This window comes from Methylobacterium sp. HJ2 (assembly GCF_056431005.1).
Genome location: NZ_JBWJYM010000001.1, coordinates 120,589 through 132,995 on the forward strand (window position 1 = coordinate 120,589; position 12,407 = coordinate 132,995).

A 12,407-nucleotide genomic window follows, 5' to 3' on the forward strand; every position below is an offset into this window, starting at 1 on the left:
CGGAGCGCCGCCAAACCGGCCGGTGCGCTCAAGGGCTCATCGGCCGCGGCGCATCCCGGGAAGACGATCGCGGGGCACGCTCCAGGCACGCCCCGCGCGAAGTCCGCATATGGGTACCGTTCGGTTGCGCGGGCCGCAGGGCAGCCCGCGCACCGGCTCAGCCCTTGAGCACCTCGACCAGCGTCGAGCCGAGGCGCGCGGGCGACGGAGACACGCGGATGCCCGCGGCCTCCATCGCGGCGATCTTGTCCTCGGCGCCGCCCTTGCCGCCCGAGATGATCGCGCCGGCATGGCCCATGCGGCGGCCCGGAGGCGCCGTGCGGCCGGCGATGAAACCGACCATCGGCTTCTTGCGCCCGCGCTTGGCCTCGTCGGCCAGGAACTGCGCCGCTTCCTCCTCGGCGGAGCCGCCGATCTCGCCGATCATCACGATCGACTCGGTCTTGTCGTCGGCCAGGAACAGCTCGAGCATGGCGATGAACTCGGTGCCCTTCACCGGGTCGCCGCCGATGCCGACCGCCGTGGTCTGTCCGAGGCCGGCATTCGAGGTCTGGAACACCGCCTCGTAGGTCAGCGTGCCGGAGCGCGAGACGATGCCCACCGAGCCCGGCCGGAAGATGTTGGCCGGCATGATGCCGATCTTCGACTGGCCCGCGGTGACGACGCCGGGGCAGTTCGGCCCGATCAGGCGGGACTTCGAACCCTCGAGCGCCCGCTTCACCCGCACCATGTCGAGCACGGGGATGCCCTCGGTGATGCAGACGATCAGGGGGATCTCGGCCGAGATCGCCTCGCAGATCGCGTCGGCGGCGCCCGGCGGCGGCACGTAGACCACGGAGGCGTCGGCGCCGGTGGCCTCGCGCGCCTCGGCCACCGTGTCGAACACGGGCAGGCCGAGATGGGTCGAGCCGCCCTTACCCGGGCTGGTGCCGCCGACCATCTTGGTGCCGTAGGCGATGGCCTGCTCGGAGTGGAAGGTCCCGTTCTTGCCGGTGAAGCCCTGGCAGATGACCTTGGTGTTCGCGTCGATCAGGATGGACATCGATCAGGCTCCCTTGACCGCGGCGACGATCTTCTGCGCGGCGTCGTCGAGGTCGTCGGCCGGGATCACGTTGAGCCCGGAATTCCGGATGATCGCCTTGCCTTCCTCGACGTTGGTGCCCTCCAGGCGCACCACCAGCGGCACTTCGAGACCGACCGTCTTCACCGCCGCGATCACGCCGCGGGCGATGACGTCGCACTTCATGATGCCGCCGAAGATGTTGACCAGGATGCCCTTCACCTGCGGGTCGGCGGTGATGATCTTGAAGGCCGCGGTGACCTTCTCCTCCGAGGCGCCGCCGCCGACGTCGAGGAAGTTCGCGGGCTCCTCGCCGTAGAGCTTGATGATGTCGAGGGTCGCCATGGCGAGGCCCGCGCCGTTCACCATGCAGCCGATGGTGCCGTCGAGCGCGATGTAGGCGAGGTCGTACTTGGAGGCCTCGATCTCCTTGGCGTCCTCCTCGGTCTCGTCGCGGAGCGCCACGATGTCGGGATGGCGGTAGAGCGCGTTCGAATCGAACGAGATCTTGGCGTCGAGGCACTTGAGATGGCCGTCGCCGGTGAGCACCAGCGGGTTGATCTCCAGCATGCTCATGTCCTTGGCGGTGAACGCCGCGTAGAGCTTCGCCGTCAGCTCGCCCGCCTCCTTGGCCTGCGCGCCCGAGAGGCCGAGCGCCTTGGCCACGGCGCGGCCGTGATGGGGCATGATTCCGGTGGCCGGATCGACCGAGAAGGTGACGATCTTCTCGGGCGTGTCGTGGGCCACCGTCTCGATGTCCATGCCGCCCTCGGTCGAGACGACGAAGGCGACCTGCCCGGTCTCGCGGTCGACGAGCATCGACAGGTAGAACTCGGCTGCGATCTGCGCGCCTTCCTCGATATAGAGGCGGTTCACCTGCTTGCCGGCCTCGCCGGTCTGGATCGTCACCAGGGTCTGGCCGAGCATCTCGCCGGCATATTGCTTCACCTCGTCGATCGACTTGGTGACGCGCACGCCGCCCTTGGCGCCGGCCGGCGCACCCTTGAAGGTGCCCTTGCCGCGCCCGCCCGCATGGATCTGGCTCTTCACCACCCAGACCGGGCCGCCGAGCTCCTTGGCGGCGGCCTCGGCCTCCTCGGGCTTGAAGATCGCGACGCCGCGGGAGACGGGCAGGCCGAACTCCTTCAGCACCGCCTTGGCTTGATATTCGTGAATGTTCATGACGACCTCATCGGAAGGCGAATGCCGGAACAGAACCTCCGCGGCGCTGGCATACCAGAGGCCGGCGCCGCGCGCGATCAGGTCAGGCGAGGGCGCCGTTGATGCTCTTGCAGGCCTCGATCAGGCCCGTCACCGAGGCGACCGACTTGTCGAACATCGCCTTCTCGTCGGGGTTGAACTCCACTTCCAGCACCCGCTCGACGCCCTCGGCGCCGATCACGATCGGCACGCCGATGAACATGCCGTCGATGCCGTACTGGCCGCTGAGATAGGCCGCGCAGGGCAGGACCCGCTTCTTGTCGCGGAGGTAGCTCTCGGCCATGGCGATGGCCGACGCCGCGGGCGCGTAGAAGGCCGAGCCGGTCTTGAGCAGGTTGACGATCTCGCCGCCGCCCTTGCGGGTGCGCTCGACCATGGCGTCGAGCTTCTCCTGGGTGGTCCAGCCGAGCTTGACCAGGTCGGTCAGCGGCACGCCGGCCACCGTCGAGTAGCGCACCAGCGGCACCATGTCGTCGCCGTGGCCGCCGAGCACGAAGGCGGTGACGTCCTCGACCGAGACCTTGAACTCGTCGGCCAGGAAGTGGCGGAAGCGAGCGGAATCGAGCACGCCGGCCATGCCGACGATCTTCTGCGGCGGCAGGCCGGAGAACTTCTGCAGCGCCCACACCATCGCGTCGAGCGGGTTGGTGATGCAGATCACGAAGGCGTTCGGGGCGTATTGCTTGATGCCGGTGCCGACCGCCTCCATCACCTTCAGGTTGATGCCGATCAGGTCGTCGCGGCTCATGCCGGGCTTGCGCGGCACGCCCGCCGTCACGATCACCACGTCCGCGCCCTCGATCGCCGCGTAGTCGCTGGCGCCCGAGAACTTGGCGTCGAAGCCGTCGACCGGCGCCGACTCGGCGATGTCGAGGCCCTTGCCCTGAGGCACGCCGTCCGCGATGTCGAACAGGACGACGTCGCCGAGCTCCTTCAGGCCGGCGAGGTGGGCCAGGGTTCCGCCGATCTGGCCGGCGCCGATGAGCGCGATCTTGCTGCGTGCCATAGTTCTCGAAACCTCTGCTGTGCCGTGGATCGACGGGGTGTTGCGATACGCGGAGATCGATGACGCGACGCGGTCCTCGGCGACCTGCGCGCGGTCGCGCCTCGCCGGTTTCGTCCGGGCGGCTGTGTGGCCGAAAAGCACCGCTGCTTCAACCCGACCAAGGTCGGGTAAGCATGCCGCGGGCCAGGGCCGGTCCGAGCCGGGGCGATCCGGTATCGCGGAAAGTCGAGCGGCTGGAACGGGTTATTGTTGCGCTGCGGGAATCCGCCCGGCGGCAAAGCTTTGGTGACAGATTTAAAAACCTGTCAGTTTGCCGTTTTCGAGGGTCTTCGGTCCCATCGACAGGGGGCTTGCATGCGCGTGCCCTGCGGGCCGAACCGCCTCGGTCGAGCCCGTTCAAGACGGCGTTCTGGCGGGGTGGATCGGCCAGCGCGGCCGTGTCCCGATCGCGGTCGCCGCACGCGCGACCGGATCTCCTAACCTCGACGCCCCAGGATCATGGATCCGGGCTCATCCGGACCCGGCCGCCGCTGCGACCGGATCGCGGCTCGCTCAGAGCACGCCGGCCCGCAGGACGCGCTGGATCGCGTGGATCACCGTGCCGAAGCGGGCCTCGACGAGGTCGCGGGGCACGTCGGCATCGTGCTGGATCGCGAGCGGATGGGTGAAGCGGTAGCTCGCGTCGAAGATGTAGGCGATCGCCCGCTCGCGGTCGCGCGCCGCGAAGGTGCCGCCGACCATGCCTTCCTCGACGACGCGCTCGACCAGGCTGCGCAGGCGCACCCGGTGGCGCCGGGCGATCGGCCGGGCCGCCACCGTCGCGTCGAGATGAACGGCGAACAGGTTCGGCTCCTGCACCAGCGCGTCGCGCTGCAGGGTGGCGAGGGCGGTGAGCAGGCGCTCGATCTTGTCGTCGGCCGGGTCCGGCGCGTCGGCGATGTCGGCCAGATGCGCCTCGATGTCGCGCAGCCAGCGGCCGGCCACCGCGTCGAGGAGCGCGTCCTTCGAGGGGAAGTAGCGGTAGACGTTGGCATGCGTCATTCCCGCCTCGGCCGCGACGGCGACGACGGTGACGCGTTTCGGCCCGAGGCGGGCGAGATGCTCGGTGGCGATGCCGAGGAGCCGGACGTCGGCGGAGACGGGCGTCGGGCGATTGCGAAGCGGGGTCGTCACCGGACGCTGTGAGCGGCCTTCGCTGCGGCCGGATCCGAAGGCGTCATCGGATTGCGGAGGCTGGCCGCTCGGCGCAACGCGGCCCGGTTCCGGTTCCGGTTCCACGAAGGGAAGGGGCAGGCGGGAAGTGGAAAGGTGGTAGGGCGAGACAAACCCCCATCTGACCGAAGAAGCGTCCCGACGCTTCCGTTGACTGCGAGTCTCCCTCCGGGAGCCCTTCGTGAAGAGGGCATTGCGGCCCCCTTCCGTGTCGTATGTTCACTTCTGTTTGAGAAAGCAACAAAATTTTCTTGTTGTCTCACACTCAGAAGCGGTTCTTCCACGACCGTAAGGCCACGAACACCGCAGCCGCATCGCTGCCCTCCGGCAGGTCGACCGCGCGGGCGAGGGCCGGCTCGGCGCTGCGCAGGAAGGGGTTGGTGGCGCGCTCCGCCTCCATGGTCGAGGGGACGAGGAAGCGGCCCTCGGCGCCCGCCCGCTCCGCCTCCGCCGCGCGGGCCCGCAGGGCGGCGTTGTCCGGATCCGCCGCGAGGGCGAAGCGGGCGTTGGCCGATACGTAGTCGTGCCCACTGAAGACCTGGGTCTCGTCGGGCAGGGGCAGGAAGCGTTCGAGGGAGCGCCACAGGGTCTCGGGCGGGCTCTCCATCACCCGGCCGCAGCCCAGGGTGAACAGGGTGTCCCCGGCAAAGACCAGGCCTGCCTCGGAGAACAGGTAGGTGACGTGGTCGGCGCAATGCCCGGGCGTCTCCCAAACCGCGCCGACGAGGTCGCCGACCCGCACCCGGTCGCCCTCCGCGACGTAGGCATCGGCCCCCGGCACCGCCTCGCGCGCCTTGGCGGGCGCGGTCAGCCGGGCGCCGGTGGCGCGCCGGACCTCCGGGATGCCCTCGATGTGGTCGGCGTGGCGATGGGTCACCAGGATGTCGGTGAGGCGCCAGCCCGTCTCGTCGAGGGCACGCAGGACCGCGCCGGCCTCCGGCACGTCGATGGCCGCGCAGGCGCCCGTGGCGGGATCGCGCAGGAGGACGCCGATATTGTCGCTGCGGCAGAGGAAGGTGCGGATCTCCGCGGTCTGTCCGGTCATGGGCGCCTCCGGGTTGTCGGGTCAGGGCTGGTCTCGGGTGCCCCGCGACGCAGGATCCGGCGAAGAACCGTGCCCGTGACAGGGGAGTTCCGGCCGGACCGCTTGCCGCCGCCCGCCGCGTTCCCCATTGAAGCAGCGGAGAGCCCGCGGAGCCGGGGGCCGCCCCCGCCGCAGCCGAACTCGCGACCGACCATGCGCCTCGACGTCACAGACCTGCGGGCCTTCTACGCCAGTCCCCTGGGCAGCGTCACGCACCGCATCGTCGGGCGCGCCCTGCACGGGTTCCTCGGCTCGGTCTCGGGCCTGCGCGTGCTCGGGATCGGCTACGCCACGCCCTATCTCGGCCCGGTCCACTGCATCGCCGAGCGCACCCTCGCCTTCATGCCGGCGACGCAAGGGGTGGTGAACTGGCCGGGCACCGGCCGTTCCTGCTCGGCGCTGGCCGACCCCACGATGATGCCGCTGCCCGAGGCGGCGATCGACCGGGTGATCCTCGTCCACGCCCTGGAGGCGGTCGAGAGCCCGACCGAGCTGCTGCAGGAGGTCTGGCGCATCCTGACGCCGGGGGGGCGGATGATCCTGGTGGTGCCCAACCGCCGCGGCGTCTGGGCCCGCCGGGAGGCGACGCCCTTCGGCCACGGCCAGCCCTATAGCCGCTCGCAGCTCGGGCGGCTGATGCGCGACACTCAGTTCTCGCCGGAGGGCTGGGCCGAGACGCTCTACATGCCGCCGGTGCGCTCGCGGCTGATGCTGCGCGCCGGGCCGGCCTGGGAGCGTCTCGGCACCGGCCTGTCGCTGCCCTTCGCTGGGCTCCACGTCGTCGATGCGACGAAGCAGCTCTACCGCCCGGTGGCGGTGCAGCAGGTGCGCCGGGCCCGTCGCCTCGCTCCCGCCCGCGTCCTGGTTCCGGCCCCCGCGCCGGGCTGAGGCCGGATCCCGCGCGGTCCCTCCGGGATGGCGGGATCTGGCGTCGCCTGAGTTTCTTCACGCCGGCCCCGTAGGATCGCGGACGATTCCCGGCCAGGAGGAGCCATGAACGTCGAATCGGCCATCCAGAGCTTCCTCCTGGCGCTCTCGAGCCTGTTCTCCATCGTCAACCCGGTCGGCGGCTCGCTCATCTTCGCGCAGGTGACGGCGGCCAACAGCCACGCCGAGCGGGTCGAGCTGTCGCGTCGGATCGGGCGCTACGCCGCGCTGGTGATGCTGGCCGCCCTCTGGGCCGGCGCCCCGATCCTCAACTTCTTCGGCGTCTCGCTCGGGGCGCTGCGGATCGCGGGCGGCCTCGTGGTCGCCGCCTCGGCCTGGGGCCTGCTCAACCGGCCGGAGGCGCGGGAGGCGCGCAAGCAGGCCGAGATCTCGGGTGAGATGCGCGCCGGGGAGGGGACGCCCATCGCGCCGCCGATCCCGCGGAACAAGGACGCGCTCGCCGAGATCGCCTTCTTCCCCCTGACGCTGCCCTTCACCACCGGGCCCGGCACCATCGCGGTGGCGATCACCCTCGGCTCGAACCGGCCCGTCCTGCTGGCCGACCGCCTCGGCTTCTACCTCGGCGTCTCGGCGGCTGCCCTCTGCGTCGCCGTCACGGTCGCCCTGATCTACGCCTCCGCCGACCGGGTGGTGAGCCTGATCGGGCCGGTGGGGGCGCGGGTGCTCGGGCGCCTCTTCGCCTTCCTGCTCCTCTGCGTCGGCACCCAGATCACCATCAGCGGCATCACCGACGTGTTCGGCCCGATGCTCGCGGGGCGCTGAGCATCGGGCCGGTTCAGGCTTCCGTTCTCGGCTCGCCAGGTCCTCAGATCACCGGCAGGGCGCCGAGGCCGGCCTGCATCCCGAAGATCAGGGCGTGGCTGGCGTAGTAGAGGGTGAGGAAGCCCGCCAGCGCCGCGCCGTACCAGGCCGGGGCGAGAACCGCGTCGCGGCGGGTGGCGGCGACCCGGGCATCGTCGGCGGCGATGCCGAGGAGCACCACGATGATGCCGGAATGCCCGATCGCATCGACCTTGCCGAACTCGAACACCGCCGAGATGAAGATCGCCGCGAGGATGATCGCGCTCATCCGGCGCACCAGCGGGGTCCAGATCAGCGCGAAGGCGAGGGTGAACTCGATGACGCCCGCGGCCTTCATGAACAGCTCCGGCGAGGCGCCCATGGTCATCTCGGGCTTGGCGGCGATCAGCGGCGCGGTCCAGTCCGGATAGGCCCACTTCTCGACCGAGGCCCACATCAGGGTGACGGCGGCGGCGGCCCGCACCACGTCGATCGGCCGGATGCCGTAGAGGCTGCGGCCGGTGCCGGTCAGGATCAGGTAGGCGGCGACGCCCAGGAAGACGGGGTAATCGGCGAGGTGGAAGGCGCCGTACTGCCACGTCGCGTAACCGAACAGCACCACGATGCCGGCGCCGGTGAGCGGGATGGTGCGGCGCCAGATCAGGAGCACGGCGAGCCCGAGCTGGAACCACGGGATCCAGGCCGCGTCGGTCTTGAGCTCGGGCGTCAGGATGATGCCGCCGAGCGACCAGAGCGAGACGAAGAAGAAGCCCAGCGTCGCCCGGACGAGCAACTCGGTGTCGGTGCGCAGGCGAGCGGTGACGCGGTCGAGGGCGTTGAGGAGGGCGGTGCCGAGCGGCGTGCCCTCGGCGAGACAGCCGAACATCAGGCAGATCATGGAGAGGCCGACGAGCCACTCGAAATCGGCGCAGAGCACCTGTTCCAGGCCGCGGGGCTGGCCCGCGACATCGTAGGCGCAGAACCATTTGACGTGGGCGCTCGCCTCTGTGGCGGCGAGAACGAGGGGGATGGTGGAGACCAGCGTGAGGACGGATCTGAGCCCGTTTGTCTTGAGCGCCTGCATCGGTGCCTCGCTATGAACCGACCGCATCGGTTCGTGACGAGAATTTACGTAACGTTGAGCCTTACCGACAAGCTTTTGTTAAGAGTTATTAACGGAACGGTTAACGCTGTGGGTAGCGTGCAGAACGTTGCGCGGTGCGGGAACGGCGGTGGCGTCCGGGCTCGAAGCCTGCAGCCGGCCGTGCGGGCTCCGCACGCGTCCGACACAGGAACTATCGTTCAGGTGGCTGGCGTCCCGGCCGCCATCCCCAGGCGTGTGGGCCGGGCCTCGAACTTAAGCCTTCGCTCAGGACTTGAGCTCCAGACTTGGCCGTCCCGCACGCCGCCGGTTCGATCCGGGGAAGCGATCAGACGGTTTCCGGCCGAGCCGGTACCGGTCGCGCGGCTTGGGACCCGAGATCGAGCGGCGCTGTCTGCCGCGACAGGAACGGATGACGGCCGTGGGCCGGAAGGATGGGCGATGGTGGGTCTGGCGAGCCTGATGAGTCTCGGCCTCGGCGTGGCGCTGGCCGGATTCGCCCCGCGGGCGGGGCTGCGGGCGCAGACCTGCGAGACCTGCGCGGGCGTCCTCCTCGTCTCGGGCCTGACCCTGCTGGGCGCCGGCCTGCCGCTGTTCCGCTGAGCGGAGCGGGCCGGACGGACCTGCGCCGCGCGCCGCCGGACGCAAGCCGGCGGGGCGGCCTCACAGCCGCGGCGGCCTCACGGCCGCGGCGGCCCCGCTGACAGTTCGACGACGGCCGCGTTCGGGCTTCCGCCCGAAGTCAGGGTCCCGAGGAAGGCCAGCAGGTCGGCGCGCTCGCCTGCCGTGAGGTTCAGCGGCCGGATCTCGCGGGCACGGCTCGGACGGTCGATGCCGCCGCGGTCGTAGAGATCGATCACCGCATCGAGGCTGCGGAGCGAGCCGTCATGCATGAAGGCGGCGCGGCGGCTCGCCTCCCGGAGGGTCGGAGTCTTGAAGGCGTAGCGCAGGGCCTCGGAATTCCGCACGAGCCGGCCCCGGCCGATATCGGCGTCGCGTCCGACGCCGATATCGTGGAAGGAGCCATCGGTGAAGGTCCAGCCGCTGTGGCAGGCGGCGCAGTTCGCCCGCCCGTTGAACAGGTCGAAGCCGCGCTTGGCCGCCTCCGGGATGGCCGTCTCGTCGCCCGCGATCCAGCGGTCGAAGGGGGCGGGCTCGGGGACGATCAGCCGCTGGAAGGTGGCGAGCGCCTCCTCGATGCGGGACCGGGTGACGGCCGGATCCGGGAATGCGGCGGCGAAGGCGGCGGCGTAGTCCGGAGCGGCGGCGAGGCGCCGCACGGCTTCCGCCTCGCTCAGGTTCATGTTGGCGGCACCCGTGATCGGCCCGAAGGCGACGGATTCCAGGTCGCGGAACTTGCCGTCCCAGCCCAGCCGCCCCTCCTGCCACGCCACGCCCAGCAGGCTCGGCGTGTGCTGGTCCATGTCGCTGCCGTGCCGGGAGGCGGCGCGGGGACGAGCATCGGCCCAGGCGAGGTCGGGCTGGTGGCAGGTCGCGCAGGCGCGGGTGCCGTCGTCGGAGAGGATCGGATCGAAGAACAGCCGCCGGCCGAGTTCGGCCTTGGCCTGGCTGTAGGGGTTGCTCTCGGGGAACGGGATGTCGGCGGGCTTGCGGTAGGTCTCGCGCCAGGCCGCGCGCTGGGGCGCAGGGCCCGGCACCGCCCAGAGCGCCAGACCCGACATCGCAAGAAACGCCGCAGCCGCGGAGCCGACCTTCCAAGCCATGAAGCCCTCTCGCCGACAGGCCTACGGCCGAAAGCGTTATAGATGTGTGAATCCCTCTATTCGGCCCTTCCAACCCCTGTCGGATCCGCTTCGAAGCGTCACGAAAACTCGGATCGCGGCCCGCGTGGATTATTCGATCCGCACGACGACGCTGTCGCTGCTTCCCGTTGCGTCGAGAACCGAGATGCGTGCGAAGCCCGCACCGTCCGGCGTCCACACGGATTGCCGGCGCGCGCTCGCGCCGACGGGAACGCTGTTGACCATCCAGGTCAGGGGCGGCACGCCGCCGAGCGCCTTCAGGGCGAGCCCCGAGGCGGCCTCGCCCGGCCCGGGGGACGCCGAGAGGCCGAGATCGATCCGGGCCCCGTCGGGCGGGTAGGCGATCTTCAGGGGCGGGCTATTCGCCGCACCGAGGGTCTTCGGCAGGTCGCGCCGGATATGGCGCAGGGGCGGCGGCAGCGACGCGGTCGTCGCAGCCAGCGTGCCGGCCGGGCGCTCCACCGGCTCCGGCTCGCCGCCGAAGCGCGCGAAGGCATCGAACAGCACGGGCGCGGCGACCGCGCGCCCGACGAGGCCCGGCACCCCGGCGCCGTCGGCGCGCCCGACCCAGACCGCCACGGTCACGCGCCGGTCGAAGCCCACCGCCCAGGCGTCGCGGTAGCCGAAGGAGGTGCCGGTCTTGTAGGCGATGCGGTTCGGCAGGGCATTCTCGGGCGGTGGCGCACCGCGCAGGATGTCGGCGACGTACCAGGCCGCCACCGGCTCGGCGACGGCACCGCCGGGCTCCGGCGCCCCGGGCGCCCCGAAGCGGTCGGTGCGCCGCGACAGGGCCGGGACGCCGCCGCCGCGGGCGAGGCCGGCATAGAGCCGGGCGAGATCGGTCAGCGTGATGCCGAGGCCGCCGAGCGCCACCGGCAGGCCCGGCGGCGCCTCCCGCGGCAGCAGGATGGTCGCGCCCGCCGACCGCAGCCGGGCGATCAGGCGCGCCGGGCCGACGGCCTCGAGCAGCTCCACGGCCGGCACGTTGAGGGAGAGCTGGAGGGCGCGCCGCGCCGTCACGGTGCCCTGGTAGGTCAGATCGAAATTCTCGGGCGCGTAGCTCGCCGAGAAGCGCGCCGGCCGATCCTCCAGCAGGGTCTCCGGATGGGCGAGCCCGCTCTCGAAGGCCAGGGCGTAGACGAAGGGCTTCAGGGCCGATCCCGGCGAGCGCACCGCCAGCGTCATGTCGATGGCGCCGCGCCGCTCGGCGTCGCGGTAGCCGGCGCTGCCGACCTGGGCCAGCACCGCGCCGGTGCGGTTGTCGAGCACGAGGATCGCCGCGGTGATCCCGGGGCCGGCCGCCTGCGCCCGCTCCGCGGCGAGCGCCTCCAGGCTCGCCTGCAGGCGTCCGTCCAGGCTGAGCCGGATGATCCGGGCGCCGGGATCGGCCGCGAGCGCCGCCTCGGCCGCGTGGGCGGCCAGCATCGGGAAGGGGCGGCGCGCGGCCGGCACCGGTTCGGCCTTGGCGGCGCGGGCCTCCGCCTCGGTGATCACCCCGCGGGCGGCTACGATGTCGAGCACCCGGTCGCGGGCGCGGCGGGCGCGCTCGGGATGGCGGTCCGGCCGGCGCGCCTCCGGCGCCTGCGGCAGGGCGACGAGGAGCGCGGCCTCGGCGGCCGAGAGGCGCACCGGCTCGCGCCCGAGATAGGCGAGCGCGGCGGCGCGCACCCCCTCCACCGGGCCGCCGTAGGGCGCGAGTGCGAGGTAGGCATCGAGCACCCCGGCCTTGCCGAGGCGGCGCTCGAGGTCGCGCGCGCGCAGAACCTGCCGGAACTTGGCGGTAAGCGACCGCTCGGGCCGCGGCTCGACCAGGCGGGCTACCTGCATCGACAGGGTTGAGCCGCCCGAGACGATGCGCCCGTGCCGCAGCCATTGCCAGGCCGCGCGCAGCAGGGCGGACGGGTCGACGCCGCCGTGCTCGGCGAAGCGCCGGTCCTCGTAGGCCGTCAGCATGGCGAGGTAGCGCGGATCGACGCGCCCGGCCGCCACCGGCAGGCGCCAGCGCCCGTCCGCGGTGGCGAAGGGGCGCAGCAGGACGCCGCCGCGGTCGAGCACGATCGGGGAGCGCAGCTCGGCCTGCGCCATGTCGAGGGGCGGCAGGGCCGCGAGCCGTCCGAGCGCCGGGGCGAGCCCGGCACCGACGAAGGCGACGAGCGCGGCCGGCGCGAGCCACCGCCACAGCCTTCGCCGCCCCTCCGGGCCGCCTCGCGCGGGCGCCGCCCCGGACACGG

11 protein-coding genes are annotated in these 12,407 nt (G+C 71.7%); 3 read left to right on the forward strand and 8 right to left on the reverse strand.

All coding sequences use genetic code 11. The features are described from left to right. Positions 1–157: 157 nt before the first annotated feature. The 5 genes from sucD to gloB form a co-directional block, all read right to left on the reverse strand. Positions 158–1,042, reverse strand: a complete 885-nt coding sequence (gene sucD, locus ACS5RC_RS00540) for a succinate--CoA ligase subunit alpha (RefSeq protein WP_478341873.1) — start codon at positions 1,040–1,042, stop codon at positions 158–160. Positions 1,043–1,045: 3 nt separating this feature from the next. Beyond that, the gene (gene sucC, locus ACS5RC_RS00545; protein ID WP_478341874.1) at positions 1,046–2,242 is read right to left on the reverse strand and encodes an ADP-forming succinate--CoA ligase subunit beta; all 1,197 of its coding nucleotides are present in this window, start codon (positions 2,240–2,242) and stop codon (positions 1,046–1,048) included. Positions 2,243–2,324: 82 nt separating this feature from the next. After that, positions 2,325–3,287 (reverse strand): malate dehydrogenase, encoded by a 963-nt coding sequence (mdh, locus tag ACS5RC_RS00550; RefSeq protein ID WP_478341875.1) that lies wholly within the window; start codon positions 3,285–3,287, stop codon positions 2,325–2,327. A gap of 552 nt (positions 3,288–3,839) precedes the next feature. After that, positions 3,840–4,460 (reverse strand): TetR family transcriptional regulator, encoded by a 621-nt coding sequence (locus ACS5RC_RS00555; protein ID WP_478341876.1) that lies wholly within the window; start codon positions 4,458–4,460, stop codon positions 3,840–3,842. Positions 4,461–4,764: 304 nt separating this feature from the next. Next, positions 4,765–5,544, reverse strand: coding sequence for a hydroxyacylglutathione hydrolase (gloB, locus tag ACS5RC_RS00560; RefSeq protein ID WP_478341877.1), 780 nt, complete (start codon positions 5,542–5,544; stop codon positions 4,765–4,767). A 192-nt stretch (positions 5,545–5,736) separates the two neighbouring features. On the opposite strand from gloB, the gene ACS5RC_RS00565 reads away from it, so the two are divergent. After that, positions 5,737–6,471: a methyltransferase domain-containing protein gene (locus tag ACS5RC_RS00565; protein ID WP_478341878.1), complete on the forward strand. Its 735-nt coding sequence runs from the start codon at positions 5,737–5,739 to the stop codon at positions 6,469–6,471. A gap of 105 nt (positions 6,472–6,576) precedes the next feature. Beyond that, positions 6,577–7,293 (forward strand): MarC family protein, encoded by a 717-nt coding sequence (locus tag ACS5RC_RS00570; protein WP_478341879.1) that lies wholly within the window; start codon positions 6,577–6,579, stop codon positions 7,291–7,293. A gap of 43 nt (positions 7,294–7,336) precedes the next feature. Here the strand turns inward: ACS5RC_RS00570 and ACS5RC_RS00575 are convergent, their stop codons facing one another. Further along, on the reverse strand, positions 7,337–8,395 hold the full coding sequence (locus ACS5RC_RS00575) for a hypothetical protein (protein WP_478341880.1): 1,059 nt from the start codon (positions 8,393–8,395) through the stop codon (positions 7,337–7,339). 459 nt (positions 8,396–8,854) lie between these two features. Between ACS5RC_RS00575 and ACS5RC_RS00580 the strand changes: the two genes are divergently transcribed. Further along, positions 8,855–9,016, forward strand: a complete 162-nt coding sequence (locus tag ACS5RC_RS00580; protein WP_478341881.1) for a hypothetical protein — start codon at positions 8,855–8,857, stop codon at positions 9,014–9,016. A 77-nt stretch (positions 9,017–9,093) separates the two neighbouring features. Here ACS5RC_RS00580 and ACS5RC_RS00585 read toward each other — a convergent pair whose 3' ends face one another. Continuing rightward, complete coding sequence (locus tag ACS5RC_RS00585; RefSeq protein WP_478341882.1) at positions 9,094–10,137, reverse strand: cytochrome-c peroxidase; 1,044 nt, start codon at positions 10,135–10,137, stop codon at positions 9,094–9,096. Positions 10,138–10,266: 129 nt separating this feature from the next. Continuing rightward, positions 10,267–12,405 (reverse strand): penicillin-binding protein 1C, encoded by a 2,139-nt coding sequence (pbpC, locus tag ACS5RC_RS00590; RefSeq protein ID WP_478341883.1) that lies wholly within the window; start codon positions 12,403–12,405, stop codon positions 10,267–10,269. Positions 12,406–12,407: the final 2 nt, after the last annotated feature.

Bases quoted from the DNA above. Each gene is read 5' to 3' on its own strand.
- sucD (WP_478341873.1), bottom strand. From the start codon at position 1,042: ATGTCCATCCTGATCGACGCGAACACCAAGGTCATCTGCCAGGGCTTC.
- sucC (WP_478341874.1), bottom strand. From the start codon at position 2,242: ATGAACATTCACGAATATCAAGCCAAGGCGGTGCTGAAGGAGTTCGGC.
- mdh (WP_478341875.1), bottom strand. From the start codon at position 3,287: ATGGCACGCAGCAAGATCGCGCTCATCGGCGCCGGCCAGATCGGCGGA.
- gloB (WP_478341877.1), bottom strand. From the start codon at position 5,544: ATGACCGGACAGACCGCGGAGATCCGCACCTTCCTCTGCCGCAGCGAC.
- ACS5RC_RS00565 (WP_478341878.1), top strand. From the start codon at position 5,737: ATGCGCCTCGACGTCACAGACCTGCGGGCCTTCTACGCCAGTCCCCTG.
- ACS5RC_RS00570 (WP_478341879.1), top strand. From the start codon at position 6,577: ATGAACGTCGAATCGGCCATCCAGAGCTTCCTCCTGGCGCTCTCGAGC.
- ACS5RC_RS00575 (WP_478341880.1), bottom strand. From the start codon at position 8,395: ATGCAGGCGCTCAAGACAAACGGGCTCAGATCCGTCCTCACGCTGGTC.
- ACS5RC_RS00580 (WP_478341881.1), top strand. From the start codon at position 8,855: ATGGTGGGTCTGGCGAGCCTGATGAGTCTCGGCCTCGGCGTGGCGCTG.
- ACS5RC_RS00585 (WP_478341882.1), bottom strand. From the start codon at position 10,137: ATGGCTTGGAAGGTCGGCTCCGCGGCTGCGGCGTTTCTTGCGATGTCG.